The 16,415-nt window shown below is 62.4% G+C and carries 16 protein-coding genes, 1 other RNA gene and 1 pseudogene; 7 read left to right on the top strand and 11 right to left on the bottom strand.

Going from position 1 to position 16,415, the window contains the following annotated elements; translation table 11 throughout:
* Positions 1-6: 6 nt before the first annotated feature.
* The 6 genes and pseudogenes from AC04SI_RS06560 to ssrS form a co-directional block, all read right to left on the bottom strand.
* Positions 7-774 (bottom strand): TerC family protein, encoded by a 768-nt coding sequence (locus AC04SI_RS06560; RefSeq protein WP_404282925.1) that lies wholly within the window; start codon positions 772-774, stop codon positions 7-9.
* Between the two features lie 71 nt (positions 775-845).
* The gene (locus AC04SI_RS06555; RefSeq protein ID WP_404282923.1) at positions 846-1,670 is read right to left on the bottom strand and encodes a TIGR00282 family metallophosphoesterase; all 825 of its coding nucleotides are present in this window, start codon (positions 1,668-1,670) and stop codon (positions 846-848) included.
* A gap of 74 nt (positions 1,671-1,744) precedes the next feature.
* A pseudogene (locus AC04SI_RS06550) lies at positions 1,745-1,831 on the bottom strand (5-formyltetrahydrofolate cyclo-ligase); the annotation flags it as partial.
* A 29-nt stretch (positions 1,832-1,860) separates the two neighbouring features.
* Positions 1,861-2,310: a hypothetical protein gene (locus AC04SI_RS06545; RefSeq protein ID WP_488474063.1), complete on the bottom strand. Its 450-nt coding sequence runs from the start codon at positions 2,308-2,310 to the stop codon at positions 1,861-1,863.
* 69 nt (positions 2,311-2,379) lie between these two features.
* Complete coding sequence (locus tag AC04SI_RS06540) at positions 2,380-2,964, bottom strand: 5-formyltetrahydrofolate cyclo-ligase (protein WP_404282919.1); 585 nt, start codon at positions 2,962-2,964, stop codon at positions 2,380-2,382.
* Positions 2,965-3,102: 138 nt separating this feature from the next.
* Positions 3,103-3,258, bottom strand: a non-coding RNA gene (gene ssrS, locus AC04SI_RS06535) — 6S RNA.
* Positions 3,259-3,403: 145 nt separating this feature from the next.
* On the opposite strand from ssrS, the gene AC04SI_RS06530 reads away from it, so the two are divergent.
* The 5 genes from AC04SI_RS06530 to msrB all read left to right on the top strand — a co-directional run bounded on the left by AC04SI_RS06530 (position 3,404) and on the right by msrB (position 7,401).
* On the top strand, positions 3,404-4,243 hold the full coding sequence (locus AC04SI_RS06530; protein WP_404282917.1) for an AAA family ATPase: 840 nt from the start codon (positions 3,404-3,406) through the stop codon (positions 4,241-4,243).
* A 94-nt stretch (positions 4,244-4,337) separates the two neighbouring features.
* Entirely contained in the window at positions 4,338-4,784 is a 447-nt protein-coding gene (locus AC04SI_RS06525; RefSeq protein ID WP_404282915.1) for a GNAT family N-acetyltransferase, read from the top strand.
* 8 nt (positions 4,785-4,792) lie between these two features.
* Entirely contained in the window at positions 4,793-5,983 is a 1,191-nt protein-coding gene (locus AC04SI_RS06520) for a vWA domain-containing protein (RefSeq protein ID WP_404282913.1), read from the top strand.
* Positions 5,984-6,002: 19 nt separating this feature from the next.
* The gene (locus AC04SI_RS06515) at positions 6,003-6,800 is read left to right on the top strand and encodes an MBL fold metallo-hydrolase (RefSeq protein WP_404282911.1); all 798 of its coding nucleotides are present in this window, start codon (positions 6,003-6,005) and stop codon (positions 6,798-6,800) included.
* A gap of 196 nt (positions 6,801-6,996) precedes the next feature.
* Positions 6,997-7,401 carry a peptide-methionine (R)-S-oxide reductase MsrB gene (gene msrB, locus AC04SI_RS06510; protein WP_488474022.1) on the top strand — a complete coding sequence of 135 codons (405 nt, stop codon included), beginning with the start codon at positions 6,997-6,999 and terminating at the stop codon, positions 7,399-7,401.
* 134 nt (positions 7,402-7,535) lie between these two features.
* On the opposite strand, the gene AC04SI_RS06505 is transcribed toward msrB, so the two are convergent.
* Positions 7,536-7,880: a hypothetical protein gene (locus AC04SI_RS06505; RefSeq protein WP_404282908.1), complete on the bottom strand. Its 345-nt coding sequence runs from the start codon at positions 7,878-7,880 to the stop codon at positions 7,536-7,538.
* 208 nt (positions 7,881-8,088) lie between these two features.
* On the opposite strand from AC04SI_RS06505, the gene AC04SI_RS06500 reads away from it, so the two are divergent.
* Positions 8,089-8,598 (top strand): arsenate reductase ArsC, encoded by a 510-nt coding sequence (locus tag AC04SI_RS06500; protein ID WP_404282907.1) that lies wholly within the window; start codon positions 8,089-8,091, stop codon positions 8,596-8,598.
* A 72-nt stretch (positions 8,599-8,670) separates the two neighbouring features.
* Here the strand turns inward: AC04SI_RS06500 and AC04SI_RS06495 are convergent, their stop codons facing one another.
* Together AC04SI_RS06495 and AC04SI_RS06490 are read right to left on the bottom strand one after the other, a co-directional pair.
* A complete protein-coding gene (locus AC04SI_RS06495) occupies positions 8,671-9,123 on the bottom strand; it encodes a hypothetical protein (RefSeq protein WP_404282905.1) in 453 nt (150 codons plus the stop codon).
* Positions 9,124-9,233: 110 nt separating this feature from the next.
* Positions 9,234-11,411, bottom strand: coding sequence for a TonB-dependent siderophore receptor (locus AC04SI_RS06490; RefSeq protein ID WP_404282904.1), 2,178 nt, complete (start codon positions 11,409-11,411; stop codon positions 9,234-9,236).
* Between the two features lie 434 nt (positions 11,412-11,845).
* Between AC04SI_RS06490 and AC04SI_RS06485 the strand changes: the two genes are divergently transcribed.
* Entirely contained in the window at positions 11,846-12,211 is a 366-nt protein-coding gene (locus AC04SI_RS06485) for a hypothetical protein (protein WP_488474021.1), read from the top strand.
* A gap of 222 nt (positions 12,212-12,433) precedes the next feature.
* On the opposite strand, the gene AC04SI_RS06480 is transcribed toward AC04SI_RS06485, so the two are convergent.
* Both AC04SI_RS06480 and pyc read right to left on the bottom strand, forming a co-directional pair.
* On the bottom strand, positions 12,434-12,694 hold the full coding sequence (locus tag AC04SI_RS06480) for a DUF2312 domain-containing protein (protein ID WP_006204859.1): 261 nt from the start codon (positions 12,692-12,694) through the stop codon (positions 12,434-12,436).
* Between the two features lie 165 nt (positions 12,695-12,859).
* A complete protein-coding gene (gene pyc / locus AC04SI_RS06475) occupies positions 12,860-16,318 on the bottom strand; it encodes a pyruvate carboxylase (RefSeq protein WP_404282900.1) in 3,459 nt (1,152 codons plus the stop codon).
* Positions 16,319-16,415 lie beyond the last annotated feature (97 nt).

The raw sequence follows: 16,415 nt of genomic DNA, 5'->3' as shown, positions 1-16,415 counted from the left end.
CCAGCCTCAGTGCCCGCCGCCGGACCTTGCCTTCCGCCGCCGCCGCGCCAGCATGTTGAGGCCTTCGACCAGCGCCGAGAACCCCATAGCGGCGTAGATGTAGCCCTTCGGCACATGGTAACCCATGCCGTCGGCGATCAGCGTCATGCCGATCATCAAGAGGAAGCCCAGCGCCAGCATGACGATCGTCGGGTTCTTGGCGATGAAGTTGGCGAGCGGCGCGGCGGCCAGCATCATCACGGTGACCGCCACGATCACGGCGATGTACATGATGGCGATCTCGTCGGTCATGCCGACGGCGGTGATGATCGAATCGATCGAGAAGACGAGGTCGAGCAGCAGGATCTGGAAGATGGCGCCGGCGAGCGAAAGCTGCAGCGTCTCTCCCATCATCGAATCCTGATGATCGTCGAGATCGACCGTATGGTGGATTTCTTTGGTCGCTTTCCAGACAAGGAACAGGCCACCGGCGATCAGGATCAGGTCGCGCCAGGAGAAGCCATGACCGAAGGCGGTGAACACCGGCGTCGTCAGCTGGACGATGATCGAGATGGTGGCAAGCAGCACCAGCCGCATGATCAGCGCCGCCGAGATGCCCAGCTTCCGGGCGCGGGCCCGCTGCGCTTCCGGCAATTTGTTGGTCAGGATCGAGATGAAGATCAGATTATCGATGCCGAGCACGACCTCCAGCACCACCAGCGTCAACAGCGCGACCCAGGCGGTCGGGTCGGAGACAAAGGCAAAATGCGGTGCCAGGAATTCGATGAGCTGCATGGAGGTCGTCCCCTCTACGATCTGAAGCAGGTGTCGCCGGCAATTAGGTATTGCGTGCGTCTATATCAATGTCATGACCAGAAGGACGGCGCGGTTTCCTCGAGCCGCGGCCCGCGACGAAACGGCGCGATCTTCTCGGCCAGCCCGGTGCGGTCGGAAATCTCGATGCCGACGCCGCACAGCGTCGCCGGCCCGTTCGCCGCCTCGAAGCGACCTTTCGGCACTTTCGACAGAAAGCGGTTGAGCGGCTCCTCCTTGTCCATGCCGAGCGAGGAATCATAGTCTCCACACATACCGGCGTCGGACATATAGCCGGTGCCGCCATTGAGTATCTGGTGGTCGCCGGTCGGCTGGTGGGTATGGGTGCCGACGACCAGACTGGCGCGGCCGTCGACGAAATGCGCGAAGCATATCTTTTCCGACGTCGCCTCGGCGTGGAAGTCGATGACTGCCGCATCGGCCTGTTCGCCGAGCGGGCAGGCCGCGAGTTCGCGCTCGCCGGCCTGGAACGGATCGTCCAACTCGGGGTGCATGAACACGCGGCCCATGATGTTGGCGACCAGGACCCGCGCGCCGTTCCTGGCGATGTAGACGCCGGAGCCGCGCCCCGGCGTGCCCTTGGGAAAATTGGACGGGCGCAGGAAGCGCTCTTCGCGCGGCGCGAAGACAAGCGCGTCGCGCTGGTCCCAGACATGGTTGCCTGTGGTGACGACGTCGGCACCGGCCGCGATCGTCTCGCGAAAGATCTCTTCGGTGATGCCGAAGCCGCCAGCGGCATTCTCGCCATTGACGATGACGAAGTCGAGCTTGAAATCGGCGATCAGGCCGGGCAGTTGTTCCCACACCGCTGTCCGTCCAGTCTTGCCAACCATGTCGCCGAGGAAGAGAAGTCTCATAAGATCCCGAGCCGAAAGTCCATGAAGCACCAGCTGCATGACTTTCCGCAAAAGACCATGCACCCCAAGACTATCTACAATTGCGGGGTGAAGCGACGCAACCCGCTCTCGGTGAGTATTTCCGGAATGATCACGCCGTGATTCTCATCCGGCACCTGTGCGCCCGCAACGCGATCGGGCCAGGCGGCGTCTACGGCGCGTTCCGCCGGCGTAGCCAGAAGAACCAGACGTAGAAGGCGCTGAAACCGCCGGTAGCGGCATCCAGCAACAGCCCGCCGCGCCAGCCTTTCATTGCAGCGGTATCGAGGTTCGATGGATCGGCAGGGTCGTAATACATTTCTACCTTGTCGCCTATGGCCGCCTGGTAAAGACCGATGACGTTTCCCTTTCCGGACCAAGTCATCGGCGCGTCGTCAACCACATAGGCAACGGCGACATTGATGCCATCTATCGTGAGGCCGTTTTTTTTCGTTTCAGTGTAGGGATCGACATCCGTCACGGTGGCGACCGTCTGATACCAGGCGGCTTTGTGATACAGGGTGGTTCCGGTGATGTGCAATCCCATCGCAAACAACACTACCGCGATCAAGGCGAACGGCATCAGGAGGAAACGCAATAAGATCATAGCTATTGCTGCCATCGAATCGGATTGTATTACAGAAGTACTATCCGATATGTCTTAGAAACGCGTTAAGCGGATCATCATATTTCAAGAGATACCGAACCGGCGCAGCCCGCTCTCGGTGAGTATTTCCGGAATGATCACGTCATGGTTTTCGTCCGGCACCTGTGCCACCTCCTGGCAGTCGAAGGCGATGCCGATCAGCCGTGGCGGCTGCCCCTTGTCGACAAGCTTGGCGATGGCGCGGTCGTAATAGCCGGCGCCGTAGCCGATGCGGTGGCCGCGCGCGTCGAAAGCAGCGAGCGGCACCAGCATTACGGCCGGGTCGAGCACCGCGGCCTCTTCATGCGGGCCGATTGTGCCGAAGCCCATCTCGACCAGTGGCGTGCCACGCACCAGTTCGCGAAAGACGATGGTGGTCTTGTCGAGAATGGCCGGCAGGCAGAGCCGCGCGCCCTTTTCGCGCAAGGCGAACATCAATGGCCGGACGTCGACTTCCGAACGCATCGGCCAGAAACCGGAGACGATCTGGCCCGGTTCGACCGCGAGCTGGTCGCGCGCGGTCTCGGCCATTTCGAGCGCGATTTCCACGCGCCAGAATTCGTCGAGGGCATCGCGCCTCCCGAGAGCTTCCTTGCGCAGCTGTTTTTTTAGTTCTTTGGAAGATGTCATGCGCGACGCTAGAAAAGGTCAGATTTGGATGGAGTTTTAGGAGCGACGTTTTGGAGGAGCGGAGCGAACTTTTCGTTCGTGAGCACCGCACAAAGCGGCGCGACGACAAAATCCGCCAAATATGATCTTTTCAACGAGTGACGATCCACACAACCGGTGGAGAAGTCGATCCCGGGTGCCTACAAAGTAGGTGGGCGCCGTGTGAGAAAACCCACGGGTCTTCCCAGGGACAGCTCCCTAAGGATCGTTAAGGCCCCGGGGAAAAGTGTCTCCTGCCGGGAAGCGCAGACCGCCAACCCCAATATAGGCCGATGGGTGGCCAAGCGCCAGAGAGACGACATTCTTTCCACGCTGGGTCCAGGCCCTCGCCACCGCCACCCACCCTTGCGCCGGCCAAGCCGCCTCCTTACGGTCGGCTCGATCGAACCGAGGAGCAAAAATGCGTTTCGAAGGCACGGCGGCCTATGTCGCCGACAAGGATCTGATGGTCGCGGTCAACGCCTCGATCGCGCTGGAGCGGCCATTGCTGGTCAAGGGCGAGCCGGGCACCGGCAAGACGGAGCTTGCCCGCCAGGTGGCGGCAGCGCTCGGCCTCGAGTTGATCGAATGGCACGTGAAGTCGACCACAAGGGCGCAGCAAGGCCTCTACGAGTATGACGCCGTTTCGCGGCTGCGCGACAGCCAGCTCGGCGACGACCGCTTCAACGACATCAGGAACTACATCAAGCGCGGCAAACTGTGGGAGGCGTTTGCGGCCGGCAAGAAGGTCGTGCTTTTGATCGACGAGATCGACAAGGCCGACATCGAGTTCCCCAACGACCTGTTGCAGGAACTCGACCGGATGGAGTTCTTCGTCTACGAGACCGGCGAGACGATCCGTGCCGCGGTCAGGCCAATCGTCATCATCACCTCCAACAACGAGAAGGAACTGCCGGACGCTTTCCTGCGCCGCTGCTTCTTCCACTACATCCGCTTTCCCGATGTCGAGACGCTGCACAGAATCGTCGACGTGCACTATCCCGGCATCAAGCAGAATCTGGTTCGCGCCGCACTCACCCAGTTCTACGAGATCCGCGACGTGCCCGGGCTGAAGAAGAAGCCCTCGACCTCCGAGGCGCTCGACTGGATCCGGCTGCTGGTTGCCGACGACATCGCGCCCGAGGATTTGCGCGCCGATCCGAAGAATGCCCTGCCCAAGCTGCACGGCGCGCTGCTGAAGAACGAGCAGGACGTGCATCTGTTCGAGCGCCTGGCTTTCATGGCGAGACGGCAGGGGTAGGAAAAGACCGGACAGCGGTTATCCCCTCGCTGGACCGTTGCCGCCAACCGGGCGCCGAGGCAGCTTCAAGCCACAAGCTTCGGAGGAGAACGAAATGACCGAGATCACCATCCGCCCCTTGGCGCAGTCCGACCGTGCCGACTGGCAGCGCCTGTGGACCGCCTATCTCACCTTCTACGAAACCAAGCTCCCGGAGGAGGTCTACGCCGTCACCTGGAAGCGGCTGTTCACGGCAGGCGAGTTCGAGCCGAAGGGTTTCATCGCCACCCTCGACGGCAAGGCGGTTGGCCTCACTCACTATCTCTACCACCGCTCCTGCTGGTCGGAAAAAAACAATTGCTATCTGCAGGACCTGTTCGCCGACCCGGAGGTGCGCGGCAAGGGCGTGGGTGCTGCGCTCATCGAAGCGGTGAAGCAGGAAGCGGCAAAGATCGGCGTCAAGAACGTCTACTGGATGACGCACGAGACCAACGCCACCGCGCGCAAGCTCTACGACCATGTGGCGCGGCGGACGGGATTCATCGAGTATGATCTGCTGTAGATAGCGCCATGTTTATCCCCTTCTTCCTCGAACTGAAGGCCGCACGGGTTCCCGTCTCGCTTTGGGAATATCTGTCGCTGCTGGAGGGGCTGGAGGCCGGGCTGGTCGACTATGACGTCGAGGGTTTTTACTACCTCGCCCGCGCCGCTTTGGTGAAGGACGAGCGCCACATCGACCGTTTCGACCAGGTGTTTGCGCATGTCTTCAAGGGCGTCGAGGCGCTGGGCGGACCGGATGCGGTCGACGTCGCCGACATTCCCGAGGAATGGCTGCGCCGGCTCGCCGAAAAGCACCTGACCGAGGAGGAGAAAAAGCTGGTCGAGGCGCTCGGCGGTTTCGACAAGCTCATGGAAACGCTGAAACAGCGGCTTGAGGAGCAAAAAGGCCGGCACCAGGGTGGCTCGAAGTGGATCGGCACCGGCGGCACCTCGCCCTTCGGCGCCTATGGCTACAATCCCGAAGGCGTGCGCATCGGCCAGCACGAAAGCCGCCACCGCCGCGCGGTCAAAGTCTGGGACAAGCGCGAGTTCAGGAATTTCGACGACGCAGTCGAACTTGGCACCCGCAACATCAAGATCGCGCTGAAGCGGCTGCGGCGCTGGGTGCGCGAGGGTGCCGAGGAGGAGTTCGACCTGCCCGGCACCATCCACGCCACCGCCGAGCACGGCTATCTCGACGTCAAGACGCGGCCCGAACGGCGCAATGCGGTGAAGCTCCTGATGTTCTTCGATGTCGGCGGCTCGATGGACGACCACATCAGGACCGTCGAGGAGCTGTTTTCGGCCGCTCGCGCCGAATTCCGCCAGCTCGAATATTTCTATTTCCACAACTGCCTCTACGAAGGCGTTTGGCGGGACAATCGCCGCCGTCTCGCCGAGACGACCCCGACCTTCGACCTGCTCCACAAATACGGGCCGGACTACAAGGTGATTATAGTCGGCGACGCCTCGATGAGCCCCTACGAGATCGCACACCCAGGCGGCTCGGTCGAGCACTGGAACCCGGAGGCGGGCGCGATCTGGCTGGCTCGCCTGCTGCAGCAATGGCCGAACGCCGTCTGGCTTAACCCGGAAAACCAGAAGAACTGGGGGTTTACCCATTCGATCACTATCATCCGCGACATCTTCGGCGGCCGCATGTTTCCGCTGACGCTGGCCGGGCTCGAGGCCGCGACGAAGCAGCTTTCGCGCAAGCACTGAGCAGTCTCCCGGAGCCACCATGACCTGCTTTCTCTGCCTGCAATGCGGTGTCCAGTTCGCGGCGAGCGATGCGCCGCCGCAACACTGCCCGATCTGCGAGGACGAACGGCAGTTCGTGCGCTGGGAGGGCCAGGCCTGGATCACGCCGGAAGAGCTCGCCGCCACGCATCGGCTTGTGATGAAGGACGAAGCCGGCGTGCTCGCCTTCGGCATCGAGCCGCGTTTCGCCATCGGCCAGCGGGCTCTGCTGGCGCAAACGCCGCACGGCAATGTGCTGTGGGATTGCATCTCGATGGTCAGCGACGCAGCGGCGGCCGAGATCAACCGGCGTGGCGGCCTGGCTGCCATCGCCATCTCGCACTGTCACTACTATTCGGTGATGGTCGAGTGGAGCGAAGCGTTTGGCGGCGTGCCGATCTATCTCCATGCCGACGACCGCCAATGGATCATGCGGCCGCATCCTGCCATCGTTAGTTGGGAAGGCGAGAGGCTTGCCATCAATCCATCGCTGACACTCATCCGCTGCGGCGGCCACTTTGCTGGTGGCCAGGTGATGCACTGGAAGCGCGACGGCGGCAACGCCCTGCTGTCCGGCGACATCCTGCAAGTCACGCCGACCCGCCGTCATGTCAGCTTCATGTACAGCTACCCGAACTACATCCCGCTGAACGCGACGGCTTTGCGCCGCATCGCGGCGGCGCTGGAGCCTTTCGAGTTCGACCATATCTATGGTGCCTGGTGGAACCAGAACATCATCGGCGGGGCGAAAGTGGCATTCGGAGCTTCGGTTGCGCGTTATCTCGCGGCGATCGCCTGAGAGCACGATCGAAAATCCGGGCAAACGCCGTAACAAATGCCTATCTTGGTGCGAATACAGGCTGCAACTCGCGCATGACCCCGAACCTCCGGTTCGGAAAGGATCATGCGCAAACCAAAGCGCTACAGCGTCCTTTGCGCGTCCGACGGACGCGCGGCGCTGTAGTAACAAGCCGCCAAGGCCGAGGAGATTCTTCATGGACACCCACACCTACCCCGTTACCCGCACCGACGCCGAATGGCGCGCCCGGCTGGCGCCTGAGCAATATGCCGTCATGCGCAATCATGGCACCGAACGTCCCGGAAGCTGCGCCTTGCTCTACGAGAAGCGCGCCGGTACCTTTTCCTGCGTCGGCTGCGACCAGCCTCTGTTCGAATCCAAACTGAAGTTCGAGAGCGGCACCGGCTGGCCGAGCTTCAACGACCCGGTGCCGGGCTCCGTCGAGAACACGATCGACCGCAGCTATGGCATGGTCCGCACCGAATGCCATTGCGCCCGCTGCGGCAGCCATCTCGGCCATGTCTTCGACGACGGCCCGCCGCCGACAGGCCTGCGCTATTGCATCAACGGCGTGGCGCTGAAATTCGAACCGGCCGCCTGAGCAATTCCAGGAAAGTGTGAACGGTTTTCCGTCCGGAATTGCGTCTAAGCAAGAGATAGAGCGGCAAGTCGATGAAAATGGAAAGGCGGCTTCGGCCGCCTTTTTCTTTGCCGGTGAACAAGCATTCGAGCCTGTCAGACCACGACCACCAGGATCAGCCAAAGCGCGGAACCCAGCATCATCAGCGAAGCCTTGGCACCACCGGATCTTTCCGCGGTGCGCCAGACGGCAAAGGTCAGGAAGATATTGTAGGGCACTGGCAGGAAATGCACCGCCAGGACCACGGCCAGCGACAGCTTCATCCCGAGCAGGATCAGCGCCACCACCGACAAAGCGATGTTGATCGCCGTGCCGACAAGCACCAGGTCGCGCCAGAACAGTCGATCGAGCGGCACCAGGCCTTGCCAGCGCGAGCGGAAGAAGCCCGGCGTGCGGCCTGCCTCGCCGCCTTCGCCTGCCAGGGGCTCCGGAGAACTCATTGCCGCGGCCTTCTTTTTAACGGCGGCCGACATGCCGAATGCAGCAAGTCTGTCGACGCGAAGCTATAGTCGGGTATGCGCGAGCCTGTTATTTGAACGATTGTCATCAAACCGTCGTCAAACCTTCCTACGTCGCCCCTGTCGGCATCATCGGCACCTGCCGGAACTGCCGGCCAATCATCCAGTCGCCTGCCAGGGAGGTCTTGAGATGAGCGACAATTTCTACAACGTCCTGTTTCTTTGCAACGCCAATTCGGCGCGATCCATCATGGGCGAGGCCATCCTCAACCGGATCGGCGCCGGCAAGTTCAAGGCCTTTTCCGCCGGTTCGCAGCCGAGAGGCACGGTCAATCCCCACGCGTTGCAGCTGCTGGAAAGCCTCAACTACGACACGAGTTTTGCCCGCTCGAAAGGCTGGGACGAGTTTGCAGCGCCCGATGCGCCGGAAATGAATTTTGTCTTCACGGTCTGCGACAACACCGCAAACGAGGCGTGCCCCATCTGGCCCGGCCATCCTATGACGGCGCTCTGGGCGATACCGGACCCGGCCAAGGCGGACGGCACCGCCGCTGAGATGCACCTCGCCTTCGCCGATGCCTATCGCATGCTGAACAACCGCATCTCGCTGTTCACCAACCTGCCTGTGGACGCGCTCGACCATCTGACGCTGCAAAACCATCTGGACGAGATCGGCCGCGACCAGGCGAAGCCGAACTAAACCAGACCTGACCCGGCTGCGGCCATCGCGATCCTGTCGGGATGGCCGCAGTCGCAAGCAGGGCGAGGCGATTCATGAACCGTCGCCGCCATCTCCGAGCACTTCGGTCACGGCGCGCTCGAAGCGCGAGCATTCCGTCACCAGCCAGTCGGCCATCGCCGGCCAATTGTCCTCGGCAAAGCAGTTCACGCGCCACAGCGAATTGATGCCGAGCCCCTCGCAACTCTGTTCCGGCCTGAGCTTCAGCCTGCCTTCGATCGCCGGCTGGAACGGCTTCAGCCGCGACCAGACCTCGGTAGCGCCGAGCTTCTCATTGCGCCCGAAGAAGACGCCGGCATGGTTCTGCGCCGGCGCGACATACATGGAAAGGACCAGTGCGAAGTCCGGCAGCCCGCGCTGCCAGAACCAGGGTCCGCGCCGGGCCAGCCTTGCCCTTTCTTCCGGATGCCGCTCCGCAAACAGCGCCCAGAAGCCGCGATGCCGGAATTCCGAACCGCGGCGGGCTCCGAAATCGAATTCGCTCATGGTTGGTTCGATGCTCGTTGCAGCCTCATGGATAGCCGAGGCTGCCTTACATCACACCATCATGCTGACATGCAACGGTCACGCCCGGCCATCGCCAGGGAGCACGGAACCTACCAGCGGTATTTCAGGGACGCGGTCATGTTGCGGCCCTGGCCGAGATAGCAATAGCCTTCGTTGCACACCGTCGCGCGATCATCGGCAATGTTGCGGACGGCAAAGGCCGCGGTGACGCCGTCATACTTCTTGTCGATGGCGCCGAAATCGTAGGATGCGGAGGCATCAAGATAGAAGGCCGCGTCATTCTTGCTGGTGTTGGCGGTGTCCGTATAGGTCTCGCTGAGGAGCCGCACCCCGGCCCCCACCGACAGGCCCGAAACGGTCGAACTCTGATCGAACGTGTAGTTCGCCCAGAGGGTCGCCACATGTTCGGGCGTGACGGCCGGCGCATTGCCGACACCGTCGCCTGCGGTGATTTCGGCATGGTTGTAGGTGTAGGCGGCGACCACCTCCAGCCCGTTCATGACGGCCGCGCGCGCCTCCAGCTCCAAGCCATTGCTGGTCACCTCGCCCAGCGAACGGTATGTCCCCAGATTGGCGTCGACGACGACCGGCTTGTTCTTCTCAACAAGATGATAGGTGACCGCCGAGAGCAGCATATCGGTTCCCGGCGGTTGGTACTTGACGCCCAGTTCGAACTGCTCGCCCTCCTGAGGCTTGAGGATGCCGCCCGACACCGACTGGTTGTTGATCGGCTCGAACGAGGTCGCGTAGCTGGCGAAAGGCGCGACGCCGTTGTCGAACAGATAGAGGGCCCCGGCCTGGACGCTGAATGCGTCCTTCTTCACATCCTCGGAGCCGTCGCTCAGAAGCTGAACGCGGGTCTGCTCGACCCAGGTCTGGCGACCGCCAAGCGTGAAGCGCCATTTGTCCATTTCGATCTGGTCCAGCACATAGAGGCCGGTCTGGCGCAGATCCGCGTCGGACTGCATAAAAGTGTAATCCGGCGTCGGGCCGGAGACACCATAGGTGGGATTGGCGATGTCGAAGTCGTAGGCCGGATTGGTGACGAAGTCCAAGCCGTAGCCGAAGGAAGACGTCACGTTGGTATAGTCGAGGCCGAAGAGAACTGTATGCGCCAGCGGCCCGGTGTCGAACTTGGCTTCGAGCTGGTTGTCGGCCTGGAAGACGTTCATCTCGTCGCGGATCGAGCTCGCGCCGCGATGGGCGACGGTGCCCGTCCAGTCATAGATGCCGAGATAGCGCGATCTCAGGTCCAGATGCGAATAGCGAAGGTTCTGTCGAAACGTGATGCCGCCGTCGAACTCATGCTCGAACCTGTAGCCGATCTGCTGCTGCCGCATCTTCTGGTAGTCGTAGTCCGGATCGCTGGAACGCAGCTGGAGAATGTTTCCCGACGGGTCCTTCACGGCGCCGACGTCGGTGTCGGTTTCGTCGGCCTGCACCAGCCCATAGATCGTAAACGACGTGGCGGCATCCGGAGCCCAGGTCAGCGAAGGCTGCAGGAAATAACGGTCGTCGGCGATGTCGAAATTGGTTTCGCCGTTCCGCGCCAGGCCGACGACCCTGTACAAGAAATCGTTGCTGCCCTCCTGAACCGGGCCGCTGAAATCGAATGCCGCCTGCGCCCTGTCCTGCGTTCCGTAGAGCAACTCCACCTCGCGGATCTTCTCTTCGGTGGGAAGTTTCGACACCTTGTTGATGATGCCGGCGGGCGTGCCGGCACCGTAGAGGACGGACACCGGCCCCTTGATCACCTCGACGCGCTCGAGCGAATAGGGGTCGGTGCGGAAGGTGCCGTAGTTCATGTATGGCTGGCGCAGGCCGTCCTTGTAATCGCCGATCGTCGTCGTGCTGTAGCCGCGGATGTAGATCTGGTCGAAACGCGGATCGAAGCCATAGGCGCCGGTCGTCACGCCCGCCGAGTAGCGGACCGCCTCGATGATGTCCTGCGCGCCGCGCTGTTCCATCTCCTTGCGCGTCACCACCGACACGGAGCGCGGCGTCTCGATCAGCGGCGTGTCGGTCTTGGTTGCGCCGGAGCTGCGCTTGGCGACGACCGTCTTGCTGTCATCCTCGGACGCGCTTTGGGCGGCTTTGTCGCTCACCGTGATCTGCTCCAGCACCGTCGTGCCGTCCGATGCGGAAGCGCCGCTTTCCTGCGCCGCCGCATGACCTGCGCAAAGCAGCGTCGACAGGCAGGCAATCAGCCTTCCTCGGTAAAGGACTCCGCCACGTTCAACCACGTCGCCACCACGATGAAATGCCATTTCGATATGCCCCACTGCTTTGGTCGCCGCGGACAGTGGTCACCGGCGCGTGTGAATTGTTGACTAGCTGATTCAAGTTCAATGTTGACTAAGAGAGTCATGTTTCTTAGTCAACCGGTCATAGGGCATGTGGGAAGGGAAAACGCACCCCTGATGCGAGGCGACGAAAGATGCCGAAAAAGGGCACTGGCGAAGCCATATTGCGAACCCATGGCATCGGCCATCCGCCAAGGTGGACGCCGAGCTCCAAACGGCATCGGCCCGCGCGCGATACCCTCGCGCGACGGTTCAGCTTAGCGAAGCTAAAACAACAGAAATCCAAAAGAGGGGGCACTCAGGCCCCGCTGGCCCTCTCCCACGCAGCCGCTTTGCGTTGCCGTCACGAGAAGCGGGCTCTGGAGCGATGAGACGGGTTCGATCAGTTCGAGTTCGAATTGGAATTCGAGTTGCTGGACGAGCTCGTCGAGGTGCTGGTGCTGGTCGACGTGCTGCCGTTTGTATTTCTGTCGCGGTCGCGATCCCTGTCACTGCTGCAGGAGCCGCCGGAGCAGCTCTTCGACGTCGATTTCGACGAGCTGGACGATTTCGAAGTCGATACGGATTTCGTGCCGACAAGGATGGCCCTCGCCTGCGAAGAGATTTGCCGGCGCTCGCGGCAACACCGGCGCTGCCTGCGCCGTCAATGCCATGAGCGCCGATGCAGCAAGCGCCGCCGATGCAAATTGCCAGAGACCTGCCATCGCGCTGCTCCTTCCAAAGTCCGGGCACCAGCCGTGGCGGCTGGTGAACATGGAATTTGAACACGTGCAGCGGCTACTTTGAAGTAGGGCATTGGAGCTAAGTCCAGAGATGCTCCTGGCAGAACTCGCCGAGATCTGCGCCTGGCTCGACTCTATCGCCGGGATAGCCCCTTCCTGTGGCCTCCGGCGCGACAGCGCGCTTCGAAGCGCTCGGCAGACTATTCCGCGCGGGTCATGCGCGAAGGTAATCGGCTCAAGCCTAAAAAGAAAAGCGAACCAGTCTCAGACCATGCCGAGAGCGGCCTTGTAGAGGTCGAGGATGCTTTCCTCTTCCTGCCGCTCGGCCTGATCCTTTTTCCGAAGCCGGATGATCGACCGCATCGCCTTGGTGTCGAAGCCGGTGCCCTTGGCCTCGGCGAACACTTCCTTGATGTCGTCGGAAATCGTCTTCTTCTCTTCCTCGAGCCGCTCGATGCGTTCGATGAAGGCGCGCAACTGGCCGGCGGCAACAGTCTGGCTGGTCTCGGTGATGTCGTCGGCCATCTTTTTCTCCACGTCGTTTCGGCGCCGCGATCAGGCGATTCTCGCCGCGGCAAATTCGAGCGGGTTCGATGCCCGAGCGGGCGGCGCGGGTCAAGCCGTTATCGATGCGACACGAAGGGTTGCTGCCAGCCGCAGACAGCGCCTCCCGACGGCGCCGCCGCGATCTTATCCAAACGCAATCAGCAGATCCTTGGCATCGATCTGGTCGCCGGCCTTGACCAGCACCTCGACAACGGTGCCGTCGCGTTCGGCATGCAGCGCCGTTTCCATCTTCATCGCCTCGATGGAGAGCAGCACGTCGCCGGCCTTGACCGCCTGACCGGCGGCAACGGCAAGCGCGGAGACCACGCCCGGCATCGGCGCGCCGACATGCGCCTCGTTGCCCGGCTCGGCCTTGCGCCGTGCCTTGGCCGCCGACGCGCCATGTGCGCGATCCGGAACCTTCACGCGGCGCGGCTGGCCATTGAGCTCGAAGAACACGGTGACCATGCCCTTCTCGTCGACGTCGCCGATCGCCAGGCAGCGCACCACCAGCGTCTTGCCCTTTTCGATGTCGACGAAGATCTCGTCTTCCGATTTCATGCCGTAGAAATAGGTCGGAGTCGGCAGCACGCTGACCGGCCCGTAGATCTCCTGCGTGGCGGCGAAGTCGGAGAACACTTTCGGATACATCAGCCACGAAGCGAATTCGTATTCGCTGAGCTTGCGTTCGAGCTTCTGCTCGATCTCCTTGCGGCTGGCCTTGAGATCGGCCGGCTTGAGCAGTGAACCCGGCCGCGCCGTGATCGGCTTGTCGCCCTTCAGCGCCTTCTTCTGCAGCTTCTCAGGCCAGCCGCCAGGCGACTGGCCGAGATCGCCGCGCAGCATCGACACCACCGAGTCCGGGAAGGCGATGTCCTTGTTCGGGTTCTCGACATCGGCGACGGTCAGATCCTGGCTCACCATCATCAGCGCCATGTCGCCGACGACCTTGGACGACGGCGTCACCTTGACGATGTCGCCGAACATCAGATTGACGTCGTGATAGGTCTGCGCCACCTCGTGCCAGCGTGTTTCGAGCCCCAGCGAGCGCGCCTGCTCCTTGAGGTTGGTGAACTGTCCACCCGGCATCTCGTGCAGGTAAACTTCCGAAGCCGGTCCCTTGAGGTCGCTCTCGAACGCGGCATACTGGTTGCGCACCGCTTCCCAGTAGAACGAGATGTTGCGGATCCATTGCGGGTCGAGACCGGGGTCGCGCTCGGTGCCCTTCAGCGCCTCGACGATCGAACCGAGGCAAGGCTGCGAGGTGTTGCCCGAGAAAGAGTCCATCGCTGCGTCTATGGCGTCGACGCCGCTTTCCACCGCCGCCAGCACCGTCGCCGCCGACAGGCCCGAAGTGTCATGCGTGTGGAAATGGATCGGCAGGTCGGTTTCCTCGCGCAGCGCCTTGAACAGCACGCGCGCGGCACTCGGCTTCAGCAGCCCGGCCATGTCCTTGACCGCAATGATATGGGCGCCGGCGGCCTGCAATTCCTTCGCCAGTCCGACATAATATTTGAGGTCGTATTTGGCCCGCGCCGGATCGAGTATGTCGCCGGTGTAGCACATCGCGGCTTCGATCAGCTTGCCCTCGGCGCCGACCGCGTCCATGGCCACGCGCATGTTCTCCACCCAGTTCAGGCAGTCGAAGACGCGGAACAGGTCGACGCCGCCGCTAGCCGCTTGGCGGACGAAATACTGCACGACATTGTCGGGGTAGTTGGTGTAGCCGACGCCGTTGGCGCCGCGCAGGAGCATCTGCAGCAAAAGGTTGGGCGCCGCCTCGCGCACCAGCGACAGCCGCTCCCATGGATCCTCGGTGAGGAAGCGCATGGCGACGTCGAAGGTCGCACCGCCCCAGCATTCGAGCGACAGCAATTGCGGCAGCGCCCGCGCATAGGTGCCGGCAATACCGGCGATGTCATGCGTGCGCATGCGGGTGGCGAGCAGAGACTGGTGTCCGTCCCGCATCGTCGTGTCGGTGACCAGAACCTCTTTCTGCGCACGCATCCAGGCCGCGAATTTCTCCGGACCGAGCGCATCGAGCTTCTGCTTGCTGCCGCCAGGCACCTTGCCGTTGAGATAGGGCACCACCGGTGCCGCCGCATCGGCCTTGGGCATGGGGCGGCCGCGCGTCTCGGGATGGCCGTTGACGCTGACATCGGCCAGATAATTGAGCAGCTTGGTCGCGCGGTCCTGCCGCTTGACCTGCTGGAACAGTTCCGGCGTCGTGTCGATGAATTTGGTCGTGTAGGAATTGTCGGCGAAGCTCGGGTGATTGATGATCGCTTCGAGGAAGGTGAGATTGGTAGCCACGCCGCGAATGCGGAATTCGCGCAGCGCACGGTTCATGCGGGCGATCGTCTCGGCGGGCGTTGGCGCCCACGCGGTCACCTTCTCCAGCAGCGGATCGTAGAAGCGGGTGATGACCGCGCCCGAATAGGCAGTACCACCGTCGAGGCGGATGCCGAAGCCGGTGGCGCCGCGATAGGCGGTGATGCGGCCATAGTCCGGGATGAAATTGTGCTCGGGGTCTTCCGTGGTGATGCGGCACTGCAGCGCGTGGCCGTTCAGCCTTATGTCCTTCTGCGCTGGCACGCCCGATTCCGCCGTGCCGATTGCAAAGCCGTCGAGGATGTGGATCTGCGCCTTGACGATGTCGATGCCGGTCACCTGCTCGGTGACGGTGTGCTCGACCTGGATGCGCGGATTGACCTCGATGAAGTAGAATTTGCCGGTGTCGGCGTCCTGCAGGAACTCGACCGTTCCGGCGCCGATATAGGCGGTCTCGCGCGCGATCTTCAGCGCATAGCCGCACAGCTCCTGGCGCAGCGCCTCGCTCAGATAGGGCGCCGGCGCGCGCTCGACGACCTTCTGGTTGCGGCGCTGGATCGAACAGTCGCGCTCGAACAGATGCACGGCGTTGCGATGCGTGTCGCCCAGCACCTGCACCTCGACATGGCGGGCGCGCTCGATCAGCTTTTCGAGATAGACCTCGTCCTTGCCGAAGGCGGCCTTGGCCTCGCGCTTGCCTTCCATCACCTCGCGGGCGAGATCGGCCTCTGAGCGGATGGCCCGCATGCCGCGGCCGCCACCACCCCACGATGCCTTCAGCATCACCGGATAGCCGATGGTCTTGGCGAGCGCCTTGACTGCCTCCATGTCGTCCGGCAGCGGCTCGGTGGCGGGCACGACCGGCACGCCGACCTCGATTGCCAGATTGCGCGCCGCGACCTTGTTGCCGAGCCGGCGCATGGTCTCCGGCTTGGGTCCGATGAAGGTTATGCCGGCCTCGGCGCAGGCCTCGGCGAACTCAGGGCTTTCTGACAACAGCCCGTAGCCCGGGTGGATGGCGTCGGCGCCCGACAGCCTGGCGACGCGGAGCACCTCTTCGATCGACAGATAGCTTTCGATCGGCCCCATGTCCTTGGCCAGATGCGGCCCGCGCCCGACCTGGTAGCTTTCGTCGGCCTTGAAGCGGTGCAGCGAATATTTGTCCTCTTCGGCCCAGATCGCCACGGTTTTGAGGCCAAGCTCGTTGGCCGCGCGGAAGACGCGGATGGCGATTTCGGACCGGTTGGCGACAAGGATTTTCGTGATGGCCAAGGACTGCGCTCCAAAGGCGGAGAGGATGGGGGCTGCCGCAATGATTAACGTGAAAATGCTGCAGTGCAAACGGATTCGCGCGACATCTAAACCGATT

The organism is Mesorhizobium sp. CNPSo 4689 (assembly GCF_057784325.1).
Note: the sequence above shows the minus strand (reverse complement) of the source record. Positions and strands in the feature narration are given on the sequence as shown.

What these genes read in the sequence shown, in the direction of transcription:
- AC04SI_RS06490 (WP_404282904.1), bottom strand. Translation starts at nt 11,411, where the DNA reads ATGGCATTTCATCGTGGTGGCGACGTGGTTGAACGTGGCGGAGTCCTT.
- AC04SI_RS06525 (WP_404282915.1), top strand. Translation starts at nt 4,338, where the DNA reads ATGACCGAGATCACCATCCGCCCCTTGGCGCAGTCCGACCGTGCCGAC.
- AC04SI_RS06480 (WP_006204859.1), bottom strand. Translation starts at nt 12,694, where the DNA reads ATGGCCGACGACATCACCGAGACCAGCCAGACTGTTGCCGCCGGCCAG.
- AC04SI_RS06530 (WP_404282917.1), top strand. Translation starts at nt 3,404, where the DNA reads ATGCGTTTCGAAGGCACGGCGGCCTATGTCGCCGACAAGGATCTGATG.
- AC04SI_RS06545 (WP_488474063.1), bottom strand. Translation starts at nt 2,310, where the DNA reads ATGGCAGCAATAGCTATGATCTTATTGCGTTTCCTCCTGATGCCGTTC.
- AC04SI_RS06495 (WP_404282905.1), bottom strand. Translation starts at nt 9,123, where the DNA reads ATGAGCGAATTCGATTTCGGAGCCCGCCGCGGTTCGGAATTCCGGCAT.
- AC04SI_RS06560 (WP_404282925.1), bottom strand. Translation starts at nt 774, where the DNA reads ATGCAGCTCATCGAATTCCTGGCACCGCATTTTGCCTTTGTCTCCGAC.
- AC04SI_RS06500 (WP_404282907.1), top strand. Translation starts at nt 8,089, where the DNA reads ATGAGCGACAATTTCTACAACGTCCTGTTTCTTTGCAACGCCAATTCG.
- AC04SI_RS06540 (WP_404282919.1), bottom strand. Translation starts at nt 2,964, where the DNA reads ATGACATCTTCCAAAGAACTAAAAAAACAGCTGCGCAAGGAAGCTCTC.
- AC04SI_RS06520 (WP_404282913.1), top strand. Translation starts at nt 4,793, where the DNA reads ATGTTTATCCCCTTCTTCCTCGAACTGAAGGCCGCACGGGTTCCCGTC.
- AC04SI_RS06515 (WP_404282911.1), top strand. Translation starts at nt 6,003, where the DNA reads ATGACCTGCTTTCTCTGCCTGCAATGCGGTGTCCAGTTCGCGGCGAGC.
- AC04SI_RS06505 (WP_404282908.1), bottom strand. Translation starts at nt 7,880, where the DNA reads ATGAGTTCTCCGGAGCCCCTGGCAGGCGAAGGCGGCGAGGCAGGCCGC.
- AC04SI_RS06555 (WP_404282923.1), bottom strand. Translation starts at nt 1,670, where the DNA reads ATGAGACTTCTCTTCCTCGGCGACATGGTTGGCAAGACTGGACGGACA.
- msrB (WP_488474022.1), top strand. Translation starts at nt 6,997, where the DNA reads ATGGACACCCACACCTACCCCGTTACCCGCACCGACGCCGAATGGCGC.